The organism is Hansschlegelia quercus (genome assembly GCF_004310425.1).
Classification (GTDB): domain Bacteria; phylum Pseudomonadota; class Alphaproteobacteria; order Rhizobiales; family Methylopilaceae; genus Methylopila; species Methylopila quercus.
Window position 1 is genome coordinate 216,033 of the sequence record NZ_SIUB01000001.1, and the last position, 20,341, is coordinate 236,373.

A 20,341-nucleotide genomic window follows, 5' to 3' on the forward strand; every position below is an offset into this window, starting at 1 on the left:
GGTCCGCACGCAACAACCGCGCCTAACAAGCCCGCAAGCAGGCTACGCCGCCACACCCCCGCCACCCTCCGGGTGGAGATCAGCCGTACTGGCTCATCGGCACAGGCTTCGGCGTCCCCTCCGACTGCCAGAGCACGTCGAAGCCTTGGGAGGCGTTGACCGAGCCGATGAACACGCCGCGCGAGACGTAATTGTTCTCGGCCGTCATGCCGATCTTGTAGCCGGACGGGCAATCGAAACTCAGGCCCGCAAACGCTTGTCGCACCTCCGGCACGTCGAAGGAACCAGCCTTCTTGGCGGCCATCGCCCAGAGATGAACAGCGTCGTAGGTCGAGACCATCGGGTCGATTGCGACGTCGGGACGGAACGGCGCCTTCGTCTTGCCGACATAGTCCGCCCAGGATTTGAGGAACTTCTGGTTGGCCTCGCCCTTGGCCTGCTGGAGATAGGCCCAGCAGTTGAGGTGGCCGACGAGCTTCTGGGTGTCGAGGCCCTCGAGATCAGCCTCCACCATGTCGAGGCCGAGCACCGGCACGTCGGACGACGAAATGCCTTGGTTCGCGAACTCGCGCATGAAGTCCGGGATCGACGAACCCACGACCGTCAGCACGACCACGAGCTTGCCGCCCGGCGCGTCCGCAAAGGCGCGGATCTGGTTCACGATGGTCTGGAAGTTGGAGAAGGAGAACGGCACGTACTCCTCCTTCCAGGCGCTCTCTTCGATGCCCTTTGTCTTCCAGTAGCCCTTGAGCTGCTTGTTGATGGTGCGCGGCCAGACGTAGTCCGATCCAACCATGAAGAAGCGCTTCGCCTCCACGCCGTCGGGGCTCATCAGGTAATCGACCGCCGGCAGCACGGAGCTCGCGGGCGGGGAGTTCACGTAGACGACGTTCTTCGAGTTCTCATCGCCCTCGAAGTGAAGGGGATAGAACAGCAGCCCATTGTTCTGCTCCACCACCGGCAGCACGGATTTGCGGGACACCGAGGTCCAGCAGCCGAACAGCGCCGCGACCTTGGTCTCCGAGAGCATCTGGCGGCCGACCTGCGCATAGAGCGGCCAGTCCGAGGCCGGGTCCGACGTGACCACCTCGATCGTCGAGCCGTTGACGCCGCCCGCCGCGTTAATCTCCTCGGCCGCCATCTTGGCCACGAAATTCATGCGGCCTTCGAGGTTCGCCATGGTGCCGGAGGACGAGAACAGGCAGCCGAGCTTCACCGTTCCCGCCGCGCGCGATGACCGGATCAGCGGCGGCGCGGCGAGCGGCAGGATCGCGCTCGCCGCCGCGGCGCCCGTGGTCCTGAGGAAGGTTCTGCGGTCGAACTTGCTCATCGCCTTAGGCCTTCAAAGGATTTCGTCGTCTTGACGCTGCCCGCGCCAAGTCATCCCTCGCAAGGCCAAATATCAGCAGGCGGCGCGCTCCAAATGGGCATTCGGAGGGCCATCGTTCCGCCAGTGTCAAAATTGACATGCGCGGCCCAGCCCGGAGTTGGCGTCCATACGGCTCGTCTTCGGTCGCTCTGTCGCCGTGGGGTTTGACGGCTTGCTACAACCCCGTCGCGGGATCACTCTGCCTCAACTATCAGCATGGCCACATCATGGGCCGAACGGCGTGAGGTTCGCGACATGGCCGCGTCGCGTTTGACGGACGAAGAGATCGCGAGCCTCGTCGGCGAGGTCGCGGCCGGCGCCTCGATCGAGGCGGTCTGCGCCGGCGCGCATGTATCGGTTCGCACCTTCTATCGCTGGAAGCGCAAGTTCGACGGGCTGACGCCATCCGGCGTGCGGCAGCTCAAGGCGCTCCGCCGCGAAAACAGCGAGCTGAAGCGCCTCCTCGCCGAACGATCCGGCCGCCGCCTCGACGCCACTCCACCGACGGCCCATGCTATGCGGCCAACTCGCGACCCCATCCGGCTAAGAGAAAGCCGTGACGTAAGCCTAGGCCGATTTGCGGCGGTGCGGCTGAGCGGATCTTGAGTCTGCGGCCATGCTCGTCGTGAGCGCGGAGCGTCGTGCCCAGACGCGCATCTCTCGCGACGGAAAACCGTCTGGCTGGGGCGGGAGGATTCGAACCTCCGCATGGGGGAATCAAAATCCCCTGCCTTACCGCTTGGCGACGCCCCATCGACAGACGGCGGATGGATAGCCGCCGCAGGCGCGCGCCGCAACACGCCTTGCTTAGACGCCCGTCGAGGGCCGCACCTCCTGCGCTGGAATGCGCATCGTGCAGACCACGCCTTCGGGCTCGAAGCGCATGTCGGCGCCACCATCCGGCGCGAAGGCGAGGCTGCGGGCGATGACGGTGCGACCGAAGCCGCTGCGGGTCGGCTCGCTCACGACGGGACCTTCGCGCTCGCGCCATTCGATGACGAACGACTCGTCGTCCTCGATCGCGCGCACGTCGATGACGCCGTCATTCACTGAAAGCGCGCCGTGTTTCACGGCATTTGTCGTCAGCTCGTGAAAGATCAGGCCGAGCGCCGTCGCAGTTCGCGCGGTCACCGGCACGCCGAGGCCGGCGAGCCGCACCCGCATGCTTGCGGCGCCGACATAAGGCGCGAGCTCCGCCTGAACGATCTCCTGGATCGTCAGGTCCGCCCATGACTTCTCCGAAAGCAGCTTATGGGTGGCCGCAAGCGCCTGGATGCGGCCGAGGAACGCCGTCTGGAAGGCCTCGATCGTGTCGGCGCTCGAGGCCGTCCGAGCGCAAATCGCGGTGACGAGCGTCAAGGTATTGCGCACGCGGTGATCGAGCTCGTGCATCAGCAGAAGCTGCTGCCGTTCGGCGGCCTTGCGCGGGGTGAGATCGACGAGCGTGACCACGCAGCCGCGCGTCTGCTGGCCGGCAACCACAAGCGGCGCGGCGGACACCAGGAGATCCTGGTGCCGAACCGCGTTCGGCACACTCGCCTCGATGCCCTGCACCGGCGCGCCAGCGATCGCGACGGCGATGAGGTCCTCCTGCTCCATCAATCCGTTGGCAGCAAATTCGAGCGCGAAGGCGTCGCGGAACGGCTGGCCGACCGGGGACACGGTCACAAGCGCCAAGGCGGCTGCGTTGACATGCGTCACCACGCCGTCGCCATCGCAGACCACGACCGCCTCGTTGGCCGAGGTGATGACCGCGCGCGCCATCCGCTCAGACTCTTCCGCGGCCGCGGCGCGGACGCGCGCCGTGAGGTCGGCGAAGGTCACCGCCACGCCTTCGCTTGGCCCGAGCCGCAGCGGCGCCGCGGAAACCAGCAGATGCCGGTCCTCGTCGCCCGCCTTGATGCTGATCTCGACGGTTCTGCGTCCGCCATGGGCGGCCTTTGCGGCGATGCGGCGCACGGCGGAGGCGGCCGCAGGTTCGAGCGCCGCGAACAGGCCGACAGCGTTCAGCTCCGCCGCAGTACGGCCGAGGAGCTCGCCCAGCGCATGGTTGGCGTAGACGAGCCGCCCGTGGCCGTCGAGGGCGGCCGCGCCGAACTCCATCGCCTCCATGAAGGCGCGGTAGGCTTCGACGCCCCCCTCGAGGGTGAACACTTCCTCCGCCATGTCGCCGCCGATGACCAGCGCGTCGACCTCGCCTTCGCGGATCGCGCGCAGCGTGTCCTCCGCCTCCTCCAGCCGGCGCCGGAGCTCTTCGATGCCGACGCCCGGGTAAGCGGCGGTCACTCGGTCCCCACGGCGAGATGCACGAGAACCTTCTGGCTGTCGGAGAGATCGCCGATGATCTTGCGGATCGGAATCGGGAGTTCGCGCACAAGCGTCGGAATCGCGACGATGTTGTGCTCGCGGGCGAGCTGGGGCGACTTTCGCAGGTCGATCACCTCGATCGAGTAGCGGCCGGCGAGATGCGTCCGGCAGATCGCTTCCAGATTTTCGATCGCGGCGAGCGACTTCGGCGTCTGGCCGGCCACGTAAAGAGTGAGTTTGACAGGATCGGACGAGGGCATCGGGGGTCCAGGCGTACGGCTCGCGCCAGCATAAGGGGGATCAGGTACGGCGCGTCCGCGCCATGTCGGCGACGTCGATTTCAGCTTGCCGGAAGTAGTCGTCTTCGACCCGGCTCATGCGCGAGAGCTCCGCTTCGTCGGCCGCCACCTCCGCTTGCAGAAGTTCGATCTGGGCCTTGGCGCGCGCCTTCTTCGCGACCACCTCCGCCTTAAGGCGCTCGACCTCCGCGAGACGGGCGACCTCGTCGCGCCGCACCCGCGCCTCCTCGGCGCGCCGGGCCGCCCCCGTCAGCGCCACGCCGACGCCGATGTAAGGCGGCTTCAGCGCGATGCCCTCCGAGGACATGACGAATTCACGCACCTGATTCGAATGCGCTGTGCCGCGGGCTTTCAGCAGATAGAGCTCACGGTTGAACTCGCCGCTCGCCTCGCGGTTCAGCAGCAGGACCCAGGCGTCCATCAGGGAGGACAGCCCCGCGTCGGTTTCGATCGCGCTCTGCGAATGCAACAGATGGGTGAAGATGCCGGTTATCCCGTCGGATTTCAGGTAGTCGACGACCCGCAGCAGCATCGATTGCACTTCGAGCGCGTTGGCCGAGCCGGTGAAGGCGGAGATCGGGTCGAGGATGACGAGGTCCGGCTTGAATCGTCCAACCTCGCGCAGCATCACCGCGAGGTGCATCTCGAGGCTGTAGAATGTCGGCCGCGCTGCGATGTGCCGGAGCAGGCCCTTGTCCAGCCACGGCTTCAGGTCGACGCCGATAGAGCGCATGTTGCGGACGGTCTGCCTTTCGGACTCCTCGAAGGAGAGATAAAGCGCTCGTTCGCCGCGCGCGCAGGCCGCGTTCGCAAAGCAGGCCGCCAGCGAGGATTTACCGGAGCCCGCGACGCCGGTCAGCAAAATCGAGCTGCCCCGGTGAAATCCGCCGCCCGCCAGCATGGCGTCGAGGTCCGGCACGCCGCTCGAGATCCGCTCGTCGAAGACCTTGTGCGCGAGGCCGAGCGAGGAGACCGGCAGGACGCTGAACCCATCCTCGTCGATCAGGAAGGGATATTCGTTGGTGCCGTGCGCGGTGCCGCGATACTTCACGATCCTAAGACGCCGGGTCGAGACCTGGTTGTCGACGCGATGGTCGAGCAGGATCACGCAGTCGGAGACGTATTCCTCGAGCCCCTGCCGGGTCAGCGTCCCGTCGCCCCGTTCGCCGGTGATGACGGCGGTGAGGCCCTTGTCCTTCAGCCAATCGAACAGCCGGCGGATCTCTGCGCGCAGCACGGCCGGATTGTTGAAGGCGGAGAACAGGCTCTCGATCGTGTCCAGCACGATGCGCTTCGCGCCGATCTCGTCGACCGCGAGTTCGAGCCGGAGAAACAGAGCCTCGAGGTCGTAGTCGCCGACTTCCGCGATCTCGGACGCCTCGATCGCGATGTGCTCGATGTGGATTTTCTTGTTTGCGATCATGTCGTCGACCGCGAAGCCGAGCGAGGCGACATTGTCGACGATGTCGTTCGGCCGTTCCTCAAACGTCACGAAGACGCCGGGCTCGTCGTGATCGCGGGCGCCGTTGATCAGAAAGGTCGAGGCGAACAACGTCTTGCCGCACCCGGCTGAGCCGCAGATGAGCGTCGGGCGTCCCGAAGGGACGCCGCCGAGCGTGAGGTCGTCGAAGCCGCCAATTCCTGTCGGCGACTTGCTGATGCCCGTCTGCGTGCTCATTCGTCGTCCGCGCTTGCGCCCCCGGACCCATGTACCTCCTCACGACGTGATACGCGACAGCGATTTCACGCCCTTCGCGCCGGAAATACGGGAATTTGGTGGAAGAGAGTGGGAGTCGAACCCACCAGAGACCGCATCCGCAGCCCCTTCTGGTTTTGAAGACCAGCCGCCCCACCGGGGAACGCTTCTCCTCCAACGCCGGCCACATCAGCCTGCGCCGGCGCGAAGACGCAAGCCCTCCTGCGCCAGCGTCAGGTGATGGCATGTCGCTTGAATAGGTCGAGGACCATGTTCCTCCCCTTCCCGCTTCGCGAGGCGTCCCGCATGTCTTCCGTCGCTCACGGCGTTGACGAGATCTTCCCCGCGCCGCGGCTGTTCGCGCTCGGAATCCAGCACGTGCTGGTGATGTACGCCGGCGCGGTCGCCGTGCCGCTGATCATCGGGCGCGCGCTGAAGCTGCCGCCGGAGGATGTCGCTTTTCTCATCAGCGCCGATCTGTTCGCGTGCGGACTGGCGACGCTCGTACAATGCCTGGGCTTCCCCGGCGTCGGCATCCGCCTGCCTGTCATGATGGGCGTGACCTTCGCGTCTGTCGGGCCCATGCTGTCGATGGCGGCGGCGCCTGACGTCGGCATCCTCGGCATCTATGGCGCGGTGATCGCGGCGGGCGTGTTCGGGATCATCGCGGCGCCCTTCGTCAGCCGCCTGCTGCCGCTGTTCCCGCCTGTCGTGACCGGAACGATCATCCTCGTCATCGGCGTCTCGCTGATGCGAGTCGCGATCAACTGGGCGGCCGGAGGCCAGCCTACGATCATGAAGATGGTGGACGGCGTCGCGGGCGCCTTCCCGAACCCCGCCTATGGCGGGCTTCAGGGCATCGGCCTCGCCGTCTTCGTGCTCGCGGTGATCCTGTGTCTCATCCGCTTCGGCGGCGGCTTCATCTCGAGCATCGCGGTCCTCCTCGGCATCGCAATCGGCGCGGCCGCCACGGCCGCCATGGGACTGATGCATTTCGAGAAGGTCGCGGACGCCGCCTGGTTGGCGCTCATCCTGCCGTTCCATTTTGGCGCGCCGCAGTTCCATGCCGGACCGGTGGCGACGATGTGCGTCGTCATGCTGGTGGTCATGATCGAGTCGCTCGGCATGTTCCTCGCGCTCGGAGACATCACGGGGAAACCGATCCTCCAGAAGGACCTGACCCGCGGCCTGAGGGCTGACGGGGTGGGCACGCTGCTCGGCGGCGTGTTCAATACCTTCCCCTACACGTCGTTCTCGCAGAACGTCGGCCTCGTCGGCGTAACGGGCGTCAAGTCGCGTTACGTGACGGTCGCCGGCGGCCTCATCATGCTCGCGCTCGGGCTCGTTCCGAAGATGGCGGCGCTGATCGAAGCCGTGCCGCAACCGGTGCTCGGCGGAGCCGGGATCGTGATGTTCGGCATGGTGGCCGCCACCGGCGCGCGCATCCTCAGCGCCGTCGACTTCAGATCGAACCGCAACAACCTTTACGTGGTCGCGATCTCGATCGGTTTCGGCATGATCCCGCTGGTCTCGCCGGCTTTTTTCAAGAACTTCCCCGACGCGCTCCACCCGCTGCTCGAATCGGGCATCCTGCTCGCGGCCGTGGTCTCGGTCGCGCTCAACCTCTTCTTCAACGGGCTGACAGCCGCCGAGGTCGCTAGGGCCGACCTCGCCGCGGCCGCAGCCGCCAGCGACCACGCCTGATGCGGATCGCGACGGAGTAGATTATGCCGACCCTGCTGCTGAAGAACGCCGAGATCCTCGTCACCATGGACGAGGATCGCCGCGAAATCGCGGGCGGAGGGCTGTTCGCGCGTGACGGCGTCATCGAGCAGGTCGGCCCGAGCGACGCCCTGCCCACCACCGCCGACGCCGTGCTCGACATGTCGGGCCGCATCGTGACGCCGGGCTTCGTCAACACCCACCATCACCTTTACCAAAATCTGACGCGGGCCGTGCCCGGGGCGCAGGATCTCTCGCTCTTCGGCTGGCTGAAGACGCTCTATCCGATCTGGGGGCGCATGGGGCCGGAGCACATCCGCGTTTCGACCTCCGTCGGGCTGATGGAGATGGCGGAGACCGGCTGCACCACGAGCTCCGACCACCTCTACATGTTTCCGAACGGCTCGCGGCTCGACGATTCCATCGAGGCTGCAGTCGAGATCGGGCTCCGCTTTCACCCGACCCGCGGCTCCATGAGCATCGGCGAGAGCAAGGGCGGCCTGCCTCCGGATTCGATCGTCGAGGACGAAGCCGCGATCCTCATTGATACGCGGCGGGTGATCGAAGCCTATGACGATCCAGAACCCTTTTCGATGATGAGGATCGGCGTCGCGCCCTGCTCGCCCTTCACGGTGAGCCAGGGCCTCATGCGCGACTCCGCGGCGCTGGCGCGGTCCTATGGCGTGGGGCTGCACACCCACCTCGCCGAGGATCCGGACGACGTCACCTATTCCCTGCAGAAGTTCGGCGTCAGGCCGGGCCAATTCGCCGAAGATCATGACTGGTGCGGCCCCGATGTCTGGCATGCGCACTGCGTTCAGCTTGACGCGGACGAAGTGGCTCTGCTCGCACGCACCGGGTCCGGCGTCGCCCACTGCCCCTGCTCGAATATGAGGCTAGGCAGCGGTGTCGCGCGCGTTAGGGAGATGGTCGCCGCCGGCGTGCGCGTGGGTCTTGGCGTCGACGGATCGGCCTCGAATGACAGCGGGCACATGCTGAACGAGGCGCGACAGGCGATGCTCCTGCAGCGTGTCGCCAAGGGAGCGGGCGCCATGACTGCACGGCAGGCGCTGGAGCTCGCTACGGTCGGCGGCGCCCGAACGCTGAACCGGCCGGATATCGGCTCGCTCGCGGCGGGCAAGGCCGCGGATTTCGCGGCCTTCGACATCGCCGACATCGCGTTCTCAGGCGCGGGATGGGACCCCGTGGCCGCTCTGGTTCTGTGCGGTCCGACCAAAGCGGAGACGGTGGTCGTCGCGGGCAGGACGGTGGTTGAGAACGGTCTCTGCGTCACGATTGACCGTCAGGCGACGCTCGCCCGCCACCGCTCGCTCGCGGCTGAACTGGCGAATGGATAATTTCGAGGCAGCTACGCTGGAATCCAGGAAGCCCTCTAGGCCATCTGCATAGAATTGAATCAGATCTCCGCAAAGTACGCCTGTTTCTCGATCATTGTGTTCCGCTCGCTACACATGCTTGCAACATATTGATGACGCGGGCGAACATATTGACCGGTCGTTCAAACGCTGAGACCTTGGCGGACATCGCTCGTCGATGAATTCGGGGGACTGAACTCGGAGCGCGCTTGCTCCGAGACCGATGACGCGCACGTCAATCAGGGGGACTACATGACGAAGACCTGCCGCAAGCCGCTCAAGACCTTGGCGGCCGCCGCGCTGACCGCTGCCTGCACATTCGCCGGCGCCGGCGCCGCCTCCGCGGCTGACATGCCCGCTTCCGTGCCGTCGGTCGCCGAAGCCTTCACCTTCTCCACCACTGAAATTCAGTTCCAGATGGGCCGCCTGAAGAATCCGTTCGCCGCCAGCGGCGCCACGAAGGCCTGGACGCCGATCGTCACGCTGCAGCACGCTTCGAGCTGGGTGTTCGGCGACGTGTTCTTCTTTATCGACTTTCTCGATGACAAGCATAGAGACGGCTTCAACGACGAGGACGCCTACGGCGAACTTTACCTGTACTTCTCGTCCGCCAAGCTGCTCGGCATGAAATATGGCGGCGCGCTGAAGGACGTCGGCATTGTCGCCGGCGTCAACGCCGGCGCCGATCCGGACTATCGCGGCTACCTGCCGGGCGTCTACCTCGACTGGAACGTGCCGGGCTTCGCGTTCTTCCGCACGCAGTTCACCGCGCTGATCGACGACAGCAAGAAGAACGGCGGGAATGGTTCGCAGAAGGACGGCTGGCAGGCCGACGCCTCGTTCGCGGCGCCGTTCGAGCTCGCCGGGCAGTACTTCAGCTTCGAAGGTCACATCGAATACACCGAGAACTCCCGGAACAAGACCTACAACTCGAAGATGAAGGACTGGATTCTCGCCCAGCCGCAGCTTCGTTGGGACGCGGGCTACGCCCTCACCGGCAAGAAGGACGTGTTCTTCCTCGGCACCGAGTACCAGTTCTGGATGAACAAGCTCGGCACCAACGTGGACGAGAGCCGCTTCCAGGGTCTGGCGGTCGTCCGCTTCTGATCTGACGAACCGGTTGGGACGCGAGCGGCGTTCGCCTCGCGTCCCGACCTGCATTATCGACGGTCGCAAGTCTCTTCATGCGCCCGTCGCGCTTGCGCCTAGACCCGTGAGGCCGCATTGACGCGCCTGGGCCGAAAGCGGGAGGCGAGGCGCCGGTGGAGCAGGACGGCATCGTGCGGGACGCGGCGGAGCGGATCGCTCGGACCGACACTCCCCGCACGCTCGGCGGCAACAACGAAGCGCGCATCCTCGACGCGGCGGAAGAGGTCTTCGCGACCTACGGCTTCCGAGGCGCGACCACGGCGCTGATCGCGGCCAAGGCCGGCGTCACCAAGCCCAACATCTATTATTACTTCCGCAGCAAGGAAGCGCTTTACCGCACGCTGCTGCGCGGCATCCTCAAGCAATGGGCCGACACGCTCCACGTGATCGACGCGGCCCAAGAGCCGGAGGCGTGCATCCGCCTCTATCTGCAGAGGAAGATGGAGTTCTCACGGAGCAAGCCGCAGCTCTCGCGCATCTTCGCCAACGAGATCATCAGCGGCGCGCCCTACATCGCCGATCAGATCGCCAAGGCCACACGCCCGCTGCTAGAGGAGAAGACGGCGGTCATCAGGGGCTGGCAGGCGGCGGGCAAGCTCGATCCGTCGATCGACCCAGTGTTCCTGATCTTCCTGATGTGGGCGTCGACGCAGGCCTACGCCGACTTTGCGGCGCAGATCGAGATCCTGCTGGGCCAGCGCCGCCTCGACAAGGCGGATTATTCCGCCGCGCTCGACACGATCACGACCGTGGTGCTGTCGGGCGCGCTGAAGCGCTGAAAACAGGCGCACGGCAAAGGGCCAATCTCAGCCCTGCTTCGGCGTCCACGGAAACTGCTCGATGAACGCGTTCGCGATATCGATGCGCCGCGCAACCCAGACCCTGTCGTGGCCGCCGACATAATCGAGGAAGCGCTTCAGCGCCGCGATGCGGCCTGGGCGGCCGACCAGCCGGCAGTGCAGCCCGACCGACATCATGCGTGGGCATGTCTCGCCCTCCGCATAAAGCGTGTCGAACGAGTCCTTGAGGTAAGAGAAGAAATCGCCGCCGGTGTTGAAGCCCTGCGGCGTTGCGAAGCGCATGTCGTTTGCGTCGAGCGTGTAGGGCACGACAAGGTGCGGCCTCGCCGTCATCCGGCTCCAGAACGGCAGCTCGTCGGAGTAGTCGTCTGCGTCGTAGACGAAGCCGCCTTCCTCGCAGACCAGCCTGCGCGTGCTCTCGCTGGTGCGGCCGGTATACCAACCGAGCGGCCTGGAGCCGGCGATCCGCGTCTGGATTTCGATCGCTCGCGTCATGTGCTCGCGCTCCAGATCCTCCGCCATGCCGTGATAGTTGATCCAGCGCAGGCCGTGGCAGGCGATCTCGTGACCGTCCTTCAGCGCGATTTCGGCGACCAGCGGGTTGCGCTCGAGCGCCATAGCGACGGCGAAGATCGTCAGCGGCATGCCGCGCTCGCGAAACGCGTCGAGCACACGCCAGACTCCGACCCGGGAGCCGTACTCGTAAAGAGACTCCATGCTCATGTGACGCGCGCCGGGATAAGGCAGCGCGCCGACGATCTCGGACAGGAAGGTCTCCGAGGCTGCATCGCCGTGCAGCACGGCGTTCTCGCCACCCTCCTCGTAGTTCAGCACGAACTGCACCGCGACTCGTGCGTCGCCGGGCCAGCGAACGCGCGGCGAATTGGGGCCGTAGCCCAGCATGTCGCGAGGATAGTCGGAAGAAGCCATGATGGTCCTCAGGCGTCAGGGGGCGATAACCGCCCTCACCGCTTCTCGTCCAGCCAGCGGGCCAGCGTATCGCGGTCGTCCGCCGTCATCTTGGTGATGTTGCCAGGGGGCATGGCGCGGCTTAGCACCGCGAAGGCGCGGATCTCGTCGGAATGGCGGTCCATGTCGGTGAGGGTCTCGAGCGTCACGCCCTTGGGCGCATGGCCCATGCCAGGCCAAAGCGGTTCGGAGGCGTGGCACATCGCGCAGCGACTCTGCACCACGATCTCCGCTTCCTCCGCCAGTGCGCTCGGCGCAGCGGCGGCTTTCTCCTCCGGCCGCGCGACCGACGGGAAGCTTGAGAGGAAGACGATCGCGACGCCGGCCGCCGCCGTGATCCCCCATGTCCACCACGGCGGCGGCAGCCCGCGGTGGCTGGTGTTGTAGAAGTGCCGGATGGACACGCCCATGACGATGACGAGCACGATGATCGCCCAGGAGAACCGCGTGGCGTAGGCCAGCGGATAGTGGTTCGCGATCATGATGAACACGACCGGCAGCGTAAAATAGTTGTTGTGTAGCGAGCGCTGCTTGCCGGTGGCGCCCAACGCGGGGTCCGGCGCGCGGCCAGCCTTGAGCTCAGCCACCACGATGCGCTGGTTCGGGATGATGATCATGAAGACGTTGGCCGCCATGATCGTGCCCATGATCGCGCCGATCTGCATGAAGGCGCCGCGGCCGCTATAGACGTGCCCGTAGAGGATGGTGAAGGCGAGCACCATCGCGAAGACCGACAGAGCGAGCTTGAGGTCGCTCTTGTTCAGCGTCGAGCGGCAGAGCGCATCGTAGATCATCCAGCCGAGGAACAGCCCAGCGAGGCTCGCCGCGATCGCGGTCGCCGGGGGTATGTCGAGCACCTGGGCGTCGATCATGTAGAGCCTGGCGCCGCAGTAATAGACGATCGCGAGCAGCGCGAAGCCCGACAGCCAGGTGGCGTAGGCCTCCCACTTGAACCAGGTGACGTGCTCGGGGAGCGCAGGCGGCGCCACCAGGTATTTGACCATGTGATAGAAGCCGCCGCCGTGAACCTGCCACTCGTCGCCGTAGGCGCCCTTGGGCAGGCTCTCGCGGGGTTTCAGGCTTTGGTCGAGGTGGACGAAGTAGAACGAGCTGCCGATCCAGGCGATGCCCGCGATCACATGCGTCCAGCGCACGAAGAAGCTCAGCCACTCCCAGAGGATCGCGTCCAAGGCCTCGGCTCCTCGTTCAAATCCGCGGCGCGGCGCGCGCGTCAGGCGTCCGCACGTGCTTCGTCCCGGTCGTGCAGCTTCTCGCCCGCCACATAGACCGCGCGGATGGCGCGGTCGTCGGCGAGGATCATCTGCGTGAACAGCGCATCCCAGATGTCATCGGCGCGGCGCATGCGGCGCTCGATCACCGGGGTAGACTTGAGGTCGATCACCATGACATCCGCGTCGTAACCGGCGACGAGATTGCCGACGCGGTCGCCCATGCGCAGGACCTCCGCCCCGCCGACCGTCGCGAGCCAGAACGCGCGCGCGGGATGCAGGCTGTAGCCGCGGAGCTGCGCGATTTCGTAGGCGGCCTTCATCGTGTCGAACATCGACATGGACGAGCCGCCGCCGATGTCGGTCGCGATCCCCACCCTGATCGCATCGGCGCAGTCGCGGAGCCCCTTCATGTCGAAGAGCCCTGAGCCGATGAAGGCGTTCGAGGTCGGGCAATGCGACACCGCCGAGCCGCTCTCGCGGAGCAGCGCGATCTCGCGCTCGGTCAGGTGAATGGCGTGGCCGAAATTGGCGCCTTCGCCCAAAAGCCCGGCCGCCTCGTAGGTTCCGAGATAGTCCGGCGCTTGCGGATAAAGCCCCCTCACCCACTCGATCTCAGCGAGGTTTTCAGAGAGGTGCGTCTGCATCAGCGTGGTCGGGTGTTCGCGCCACAGCGCGCCCGAGGCGTCGAGCTGTTCCGGGGTCGACGTCGGGGAGAAGCGCGGAGTGACAGCGTAGGTCAGCCGGCCGCGTCCGTGCCACTTCTCGATCAGCGCCTTGCTGTCGCGGTAGCCGGTCTCCGCCGTGTCACACAACGGCGCCGGCGCGTTGCGGTCCATCATCACCTTGCCTGCCGCGATCCGCATGTTGCGGCCGAGCGCGGCGTCGAACAAAGCATCGACCGACGCCGGATAGGTCGCGCAGAACACCGACGCCGTGGTTGTGCCGTTCGCAAGGCAGGCGTCGAGATAGGCGTCGGCGCCGGCGCGGGCGTATTGCAGATCGGAATATTTGGTCTCGGCGGGAAAGGTGTATTTCACCAGCCATTCAAGGAGCTGCGCGCCATAGGCCCCCATGAGCTCCATCTGCGGATAGTGCGCGTGGGTGTCGACAAAACCCGCCATGACGAGCGCGTCGGCATAGGCGTCGACCGCAGCGCCGGGATGGCGCGGCAGCACCTCCTGCGCCGGGCCGACTTCGACGATCCTACCCTCGGCGACGACCACGGCGCCGTCATCGCACTGGTCGACGGACTCGTCGGGCGAAACACGGAACGGATCGTCGCGGAAGGCGAGCGTCCGTCCGCGGATGATGCGGGAAACGGTCATCGCGTGGCGCGAGGAAGCCGTGCGCTGGACAAACCACCTGCGTGCTTCGAGACGCCCGCCGAAGCGGGCTGCTCAGCATGAGGAACGTTTGCGTCTGCCATCACGCTCACGGACCTCATGCTGAGGAGCGGCCCCGAGGGGCCGCGTCTCGAAGCACGCATAAGGGCCCCGCCTCCGCCTGCCTCACTTCGGCAGCGAGCCTTCCACGCCCTGGACGAAGAAGTTCATCGAGAGCAGGTCCTTGTCCTGCGCCTTTTCGCCGTCCTTCAGCCAGGGGGTCCCGTCCTGCTTGGCGATCGGGCCGATGAAAGGGTGCAATTCGCCGGAGATGATCTTGGCCTTCGTCTCGTCGGCCATCTTCTTGACGTCATCAGGCACGGCCGGCCCGTAGGGCGCGAGCTCGACCATCTTCTCCTTCAGGCCGTCCCAAACGTTGTCCGGCTTCCAGCTGCCGTCCATCACCGCCTTCACGCGGGAGATGTAATAGTAGTTCCAGTCGTCGACGATCGAGGTCAGCTGCGCCTTGGGGCCGAAATCGGCCATGTCGGAGGACTGTCCAAAAGCGAGGATGCCGCGCTCCTCGGCGAGCTTCATCGCCGCCGGGCTATCGGTGTGCTGCATCAGGATGTCGGCGCCCTGGTCGACCAGCGCCTTGGCGGCGTCGGATTCCTTGCCCGGGTCGAACCAGCTCGAGACCCAGATGATCTTGAACTTGATGTTGGGATTGACGGTCTTTGCGCCGAGATAGGCGGCGTTGATGCCCATCACGACTTCGGGGATCGGGAACGAGGCGATGTAGCCGATCGTGCCCGACTTGCTCATCTTCGCCGCCATCTGGCCGATGATGTAGCGGCCTTCGTAGAAGCGCGCGTTGTAGATGCCCACGTTCTTGGCCGTCTTGAAGCCCGTGGCGTGCTCGAACTTCACGTCGGGATGACGCGCCGCGACCTTGATGGTCGGGTTCATGAAGCCGAACGAGGTTGTGAAGATCAGCTTGTTGCCGCTTGCCGCAAGCTGCTCGATCACCCGCTCGGCGTCCGGCCCCTCGGAGACGTTCTCCACGTAGGAGACCTTCACCTTGTCGCCGAATTCCTTTTCGACCGCCTTGCGGCCGACGTCATGCTGGTAGGAGTAGCCATGGTCGCCGATCGGGCCGGTGTAGACGAACGCCACCTTCAGCGGCTCCGCCGCCCCTGCCCCGCCTACGACGGCGAGCGCCAGCCCAAGCGCGGCGCCAAGGCCTGCGAACAATCGTGTAGCGCGGTTCATCGCAGTCTCCGTTCGTGAACGTCTTGCAGGAAGGGTTGCGGCGATCCGCTCAGCTGGTCGCGTAGAAGACCTTGCCGAGACAGGAGGGGGCGTTGAGCTTCATCCTCGTGGCGTCGCGGGAGATCACGACGAGCACGACGATGGTCGCGAGATACGGCAGCATCGACAGGATCTGCGCGTCGATCTTCAGGCCGAGCGCTTGGCTGTGAAGCTGCAGGATGGTGATGCCGCCGAAAAGGTAGGCGCCGCCGAGCACGCGGAGCGGCTTCCACGAAGCGAAGACGACGAGCGCGAGCGCGATCCAGCCGCGGCCGGCCGTCATGCGCTCGACCCAGAGCGGCGTCTGGACGAGAGAGAGATACGCCCCGCCGAGCCCTGCGCAGGCGCCGCCGAACGTCACCGCGAGATAGCGGATGCCGATGACGGGGTAGCCGATGGCGTGAGCCGCGTCGTGGTTCTCGCCCGTTGCGCGCAGGATAAGGCCGGCCCGCGTCTTCGTCAGGAACCAACCCACGCCGAGGACGAGCGCGATCGAGAGATAGACCAGCGCGTCCTGTCCAAAGATCAGCGGGCCGATGAAGGGAATGGCGGTGAGAACGGGGATATTCACCCGCGGAAACTGCGGCAGAGAGGCGCCGGCGAATTGCTGCCCGATGAGCGCGGAGAGACCGAGCCCGAACAGCGTCAACGCCAAGCCAGTCGCGACCTGGTTCGACATCAGCGACAGCGTCAGCAGCCCGAACAGCGCGCCCATCGCGGCTCCGGCGGCGGCTCCCGCGACAATGCCGACGACGTAGCTGCCGGAGGCTAGCGTCGCGGCGAAGGCCGCGATCGCGCCCATGACCATCATCCCCTCGACGCCGAGATTGAGGACGCCCGAGCGCTCGGTGATCAGCTCGCCGATCGAGGCGAACACCAGCGGGGTCGCGGCCACCGCCACGCCGAGCAGGATGTTGAGGACAAGGTCCATCGGCTCCCCCTATTCGGCCGGCTCGAGGGCAGGCGATTGCGCCGCAGGCTTGGTGGCGACGAGCGGCTTGCCAGCGCGCGCCAGACGGAAATTCACGAGCACGTCGGCGCCGAGCAGGAAGAACAGCAGCATCCCTTGGAAGACGCTGGTGGTCGCGCTCGGCAGGCTCATCTCGATCTGAGCGGTCTCGCCGCCGATATAGGTGAGCGCCATCAGCATCCCGGCGAACAGGATGCCGACCGGGTGCAGTCGCCCGAGGAAGGCGACGATGATCGCCGTGAAGCCGTAGCCCACCGGCAAAGACGGCACGAGCTGGCCCACGGGTCCGGCGGCCTCGAATAGCCCCGCCATGCCGGCGAGCCCGCCCGAGATCATGAAGCTCGACCAGACGATGCGGCGCTCAGAGAAGCCGGCGTAGCGCGCGGCGCGCGGCGCCTGCCCCATGACCTTGACCTGAAAGCCGAAGATCAGCCGTTCGATATAGATGTAGGCTGCCCCTACTGCGACGAGCGCGACGAGGAAACCGACATTGGCGCGCGTCCCGTCGAGCAGGTTTGGCAGCAGCGCGCTGTCCTGGAACAGCCGGCTTTCCGGGAAGTTGAAGCCCTCCGGGTCGCGCAAGGGACCGTGGACGAGCAGGCTGAGCAGCAGCGTCGCGACATAGACCAGCATCAGCGAGACGAGGATTTCGCTCGCGTTGAACCTGGTCCGAAGCAGCGCCGGGATCGCCGCCCAGGCCATGCCGCCGAGCGCGCCGGCGAGCGCCATCAGCGGCAGCAGCCAGAAACCGCCGTCGGGATAGAAGGCGAGCGCCACCGAGCCGCCCGTAATCGCGCCGATCGTGAACTGACCTTCGGCCCCGATGTTCCAGACGCCCGCGCGGAAGCCGATCGCGAGCCCGGTCGCGATCAGGATCAGCGGCGCGCCCTTCACCAACAGCTCCGCCAGGCTGTTGTAGGAGGTCAGCGGCTTGATGAAGATCAGGTACATCGCTTGCGCCGGATCCTTGCCGAGCGCGCTAAACAGCGCGAAGCCGGCGACGATCGTCAGCAGCAGCGCGATGAACGGCGTCGCGTAGAGCATCGCGTTGAGCGGCTCCTTGCGCGGGACGAGCTTAAACATGCGTCGCCTCCTTCGCGGATGCGATCTCCTTCACCCGGCCGCCCATGGCGAGGCCGAGCTTCTCGACCGTCAGCTCCTCGGTTGGCTGGCTCGGGAACAGGTAGCCGCCGGCGATCACCGAGATCCGCGTCGAGATCGTGAACAGCTCGTCGAGGTCCTGGCTGATGATCAGCACCGCAGCGCCCGACTTCGCGAGATCGAGCAAGACGCGGTGGATCGCGGCCGCCGCGCCGGCGTCGACGCCCCAGGTGGGCTGCGAGGCGATCAGCACCTTGGGCTGCTGCAGGATCTCGCGGCCCATGATGAACTTTTGGAGGTTGCCGCCGGACAGCGAGCGAGCGGCGCTGCGGACGCTTGCGGTCTTGACGTTCAGGTCCGCCACCACCTTGTCGGCATAGCGCGTCGCTGCGCGGTGGCGGACGAAGCCACCGCGAGCAAAGTCTGCGCCCGGGCCGGAGCAGAGAATCGCGTTCTCCCACAACGACATGCCGGGCACGGCGGCGTGGCCGAGCCGCTCCTCCGGTGCGAAGCACATGCCGCGCGCCCGGCGCTGGCGCGGCCCCTCATGGCCGATGTCGATCCCGTCGATCTGGATGTGGCGCGCGTGCCGGCTGCGGCGCTCGCCGATCAGCGCCTCCATCAGCTCGGTCTGACCGTTGCCGGCGACGCCGGCGATGCCGAGGATCTCGCCGGCCCTGACGGCGAACGTGATGTTCTCGAGATCGACGCCGAACTGCTCGTCGCTCTCCATGAAGAGCTCCTGAACCTTCAGGCGGATTTCGCCGGGCTCGCCCGTCTCGCGAGTCGGCGTCGAAAGCGTCTGGCCGATCATCATCTCGGCGAGGCCGCGCGCGGTCTCCTGGCGAGGGTCGCAACTGCCGACCACCTTGCCGCCGCGCAAAACGGTGGCGCGGCTGCAGAGCGTGCGGATCTCATCGAGCTTGTGGGAGATGTAGAGGATCGAGACGCCTTCGGAGGCGAGCCGCCGGAGCGTCTCGAACAACACCTTGACCTCCTGCGGCGTCAGCACCGAGGTCGGTTCGTCCATGATCAGCAGCTTCGGCTCGGTCAGCAGGCAGCGCACGATCTCGACCCGCTGGCGCTCGCCGACCGAGAGGGTGCCGACCAGACGGTCGGGGTCGACCTTGAGGCCGTAGGTGGTCGACACCTCGACGATGCGCTTCTTGAGATCGCCTTTCTTGGCTTCCGCGGCGCTCAAGCCGAGCGCGATGTTGTCCCGCACCGACAGCGCCTCGAACAGGCTGAAGTGCTGGAACACCATGCCGACGCCCTTGGCGCGGGCCTCGAAGGGCTTGGCCGGCGCGTAGGGTTCGCCGTTGAATAGCATCTCGCCGCCATCCGGCTTCACGACGCCGTAGATCATCTTCACGAGCGTCGACTTGCCGGCGCCGTTCTCGCCGAGCAGCGCGTGGATCTCTCCCCGCGCGATCGAAAACGACACGTTCTCGTTCGCGATGACGCCGGGATAGGTCTTGGTGATATTCTTCAGCTGGAGGATCGGGGCGTCGCTCATCAGCTGCCCCGGTAGGTCGCGTAGCCATGCGCCTGGAGCAGCAGCGGCACGTGATAGTGCTCCGAGGGGTCGGCGACGGAGAAGCGGAGCACCACGATGTCGAGGAAGCCCGGCTGGGCTCGTCCGGTCGCCGCAAGATAAGGACCGACGTCGAAACGCAGTTCGTAGACGCCGGCCGCGAACGCCGCCCCCTCGATAAGCGGAGCGTCGGTGCGGCCATCGGTATTGGTGGCCGCAGCGCCAACCTTCCGCGCGGTCTCGCCTTCGATTGCGAAGGCCTCGATCGCGACCTTCGCCGCTGGCCGGCCGCGCTCGACGTCGAGAATATGGGTCGTCAGCCGCCCCATCAGCACGTCCCATCGGCGGTCGTCGGCAGATGGCGCGGCGTTGGACCGAACGTTAAAATCGAGTCCCGGCTGTGCGGTCGGCGGTCCACGCGGCGAACGGCTCCGGATGATAAAAACAGAGCTCCCCCCGGAGCCTCTGTGATTAAACTGAGCCGAAAGGCATTCACTGCGCAATCCATGAGCCAGAGCAAAATTACGGCGCCGCGTGCTGATAGGCGCCGACCAAAGCGGCGCCTATCGCTCTGGCTCACGGCTCCCCCGCCGCTTAAGGAACCTAGGCATGATGGACGACATCACCAGCCAGCCGACAGCGCTTCCCATAATGAGCGAGGCCGATTTCGTCGCGACTTACGGCGGCGTCTACGAGCATTCGCCATGGGTCGCCGAGGTGGTCGCGGCGGAGGGGCTGTCGGCGGCCGACGAGGAGCCGTCTCACCTCGCGCCCCGCATGGCGCGGGTGGTGGATGATTCCGGCCGCGACGCCCAGCTTGAACTGCTGCGCCTGCATCCTGAACTCGTCGGCAGGCTCAAGGTCGGCGAGGCGCTCACGGAAGCATCCAAGGGCGAGCAGGCCTCGGCCCGGCTCGACCAGTGCACGCCCGAACAACTCGCCCGATTCCAGGCCCTGAACGAGGCCTACAATGCCCGCTTCGGCTTCCCCTTCATCGTCGCCGTCACAGGCATGACGCGGGAGGACGTCCTTGCGGCCTTCGAACGCCGCGTCGGCAATGCGCCAGAGGAGGAGTTCGCGACCGCGCTCGCGCAGGTCCATCGCATCGCCCGCATCAGGCTCGACAGCCTTGCCGCACGGCGCTAGGGCGAGACGCACAAGCCCTAACCTCGAGCGAGGCCGCT

At 66.1% G+C, this 20,341-nt stretch carries 18 protein-coding genes and 2 tRNA genes; 6 read left to right on the plus strand and 14 right to left on the minus strand.

Translation table 11 applies throughout. From position 1 onward, the window contains the following. Positions 1-79: 79 nt before the first annotated feature. On the minus strand, positions 80-1,330 hold the full coding sequence (locus EYR15_RS01020; RefSeq protein ID WP_131001034.1) for a substrate-binding domain-containing protein: 1,251 nt from the start codon (positions 1,328-1,330) through the stop codon (positions 80-82). Positions 1,331-1,585: 255 nt separating this feature from the next. On the opposite strand from EYR15_RS01020, the gene EYR15_RS01025 reads away from it, so the two are divergent. Next, the gene (locus EYR15_RS01025; RefSeq protein ID WP_131001035.1) at positions 1,586-1,975 is read left to right on the plus strand and encodes a transposase; all 390 of its coding nucleotides are present in this window, start codon (positions 1,586-1,588) and stop codon (positions 1,973-1,975) included. 72 nt (positions 1,976-2,047) lie between these two features. Here the strand turns inward: EYR15_RS01025 and EYR15_RS01030 are convergent. The 5 genes from EYR15_RS01030 to EYR15_RS16900 all read right to left on the minus strand — a co-directional run bounded on the left by EYR15_RS01030 (position 2,048) and on the right by EYR15_RS16900 (position 5,847). Then, positions 2,048-2,122, minus strand: a tRNA-Gln gene (locus EYR15_RS01030). Between the two features lie 54 nt (positions 2,123-2,176). Next, on the minus strand, positions 2,177-3,655 hold the full coding sequence (locus EYR15_RS01035) for a sensor histidine kinase (protein ID WP_165455387.1): 1,479 nt from the start codon (positions 3,653-3,655) through the stop codon (positions 2,177-2,179). After that, complete coding sequence (locus EYR15_RS01040; protein WP_131001036.1) at positions 3,652-3,936, minus strand: circadian clock KaiB family protein; 285 nt, start codon at positions 3,934-3,936, stop codon at positions 3,652-3,654. Before EYR15_RS01040 ends, EYR15_RS01035 begins: the two co-directional genes overlap by 4 nt. 40 nt (positions 3,937-3,976) lie before the next feature. Further along, positions 3,977-5,653 (minus strand): circadian clock protein KaiC, encoded by a 1,677-nt coding sequence (kaiC, locus tag EYR15_RS01045; RefSeq protein WP_131001037.1) that lies wholly within the window; start codon positions 5,651-5,653, stop codon positions 3,977-3,979. Positions 5,654-5,749: 96 nt separating this feature from the next. Beyond that, positions 5,750-5,847, minus strand: a tRNA-Sec gene (locus EYR15_RS16900). A gap of 130 nt (positions 5,848-5,977) precedes the next feature. Here EYR15_RS16900 and EYR15_RS01050 point away from each other — a divergent pair. From EYR15_RS01050 to EYR15_RS01065, 4 genes are all read left to right on the plus strand, one after another. Then, complete coding sequence (locus EYR15_RS01050) at positions 5,978-7,375, plus strand: nucleobase:cation symporter-2 family protein (RefSeq protein WP_131001038.1); 1,398 nt, start codon at positions 5,978-5,980, stop codon at positions 7,373-7,375. Positions 7,376-7,398: 23 nt separating this feature from the next. Further along, complete coding sequence (locus tag EYR15_RS01055) at positions 7,399-8,751, plus strand: 8-oxoguanine deaminase (protein WP_131001039.1); 1,353 nt, start codon at positions 7,399-7,401, stop codon at positions 8,749-8,751. Between the two features lie 270 nt (positions 8,752-9,021). After that, the gene (locus tag EYR15_RS01060) at positions 9,022-9,876 is read left to right on the plus strand and encodes a hypothetical protein (RefSeq protein WP_205741554.1); all 855 of its coding nucleotides are present in this window, start codon (positions 9,022-9,024) and stop codon (positions 9,874-9,876) included. 155 nt (positions 9,877-10,031) lie between these two features. Next, positions 10,032-10,697: a TetR/AcrR family transcriptional regulator gene (locus EYR15_RS01065; protein ID WP_131001040.1), complete on the plus strand. Its 666-nt coding sequence runs from the start codon at positions 10,032-10,034 to the stop codon at positions 10,695-10,697. 27 nt (positions 10,698-10,724) lie between these two features. On the opposite strand, the gene puuE is transcribed toward EYR15_RS01065, so the two are convergent. The 8 genes from puuE to uraH form a co-directional block, all read right to left on the minus strand. Further along, positions 10,725-11,648 carry an allantoinase PuuE gene (puuE, locus tag EYR15_RS01070; protein ID WP_131001041.1) on the minus strand — a complete coding sequence of 308 codons (924 nt, stop codon included), beginning with the start codon at positions 11,646-11,648 and terminating at the stop codon, positions 10,725-10,727. Between the two features lie 35 nt (positions 11,649-11,683). Next, positions 11,684-12,877, minus strand: coding sequence for a urate hydroxylase PuuD (locus tag EYR15_RS01075; RefSeq protein ID WP_131001042.1), 1,194 nt, complete (start codon positions 12,875-12,877; stop codon positions 11,684-11,686). Positions 12,878-12,918: 41 nt separating this feature from the next. After that, on the minus strand, positions 12,919-14,244 hold the full coding sequence (gene guaD, locus EYR15_RS01080; RefSeq protein ID WP_131001043.1) for a guanine deaminase: 1,326 nt from the start codon (positions 14,242-14,244) through the stop codon (positions 12,919-12,921). 183 nt (positions 14,245-14,427) lie between these two features. After that, positions 14,428-15,513, minus strand: coding sequence for a BMP family ABC transporter substrate-binding protein (locus EYR15_RS01085; RefSeq protein WP_131001044.1), 1,086 nt, complete (start codon positions 15,511-15,513; stop codon positions 14,428-14,430). A gap of 49 nt (positions 15,514-15,562) precedes the next feature. Beyond that, complete coding sequence (locus tag EYR15_RS01090) at positions 15,563-16,483, minus strand: ABC transporter permease (protein ID WP_131001045.1); 921 nt, start codon at positions 16,481-16,483, stop codon at positions 15,563-15,565. 9 nt (positions 16,484-16,492) lie between these two features. Continuing rightward, complete coding sequence (locus tag EYR15_RS01095) at positions 16,493-17,605, minus strand: ABC transporter permease (RefSeq protein WP_131001046.1); 1,113 nt, start codon at positions 17,603-17,605, stop codon at positions 16,493-16,495. Continuing rightward, entirely contained in the window at positions 17,598-19,139 is a 1,542-nt protein-coding gene (locus EYR15_RS01100; RefSeq protein WP_131001047.1) for an ABC transporter ATP-binding protein, read from the minus strand. The genes EYR15_RS01095 and EYR15_RS01100 overlap by 8 nt, the downstream gene beginning before the upstream one ends. Then, a complete protein-coding gene (gene uraH, locus EYR15_RS01105; RefSeq protein WP_131001048.1) occupies positions 19,139-19,486 on the minus strand; it encodes a hydroxyisourate hydrolase in 348 nt (115 codons plus the stop codon). The genes EYR15_RS01100 and uraH overlap by 1 nt, the downstream gene beginning before the upstream one ends. Before the next feature lie 280 nt (positions 19,487-19,766). On the opposite strand from uraH, the gene uraD reads away from it, so the two are divergent. After that, positions 19,767-20,303, plus strand: coding sequence for a 2-oxo-4-hydroxy-4-carboxy-5-ureidoimidazoline decarboxylase (gene uraD / locus EYR15_RS01110; protein WP_245498083.1), 537 nt, complete (start codon positions 19,767-19,769; stop codon positions 20,301-20,303). The last annotated feature ends 38 nt before the right edge of the window (positions 20,304-20,341 follow it).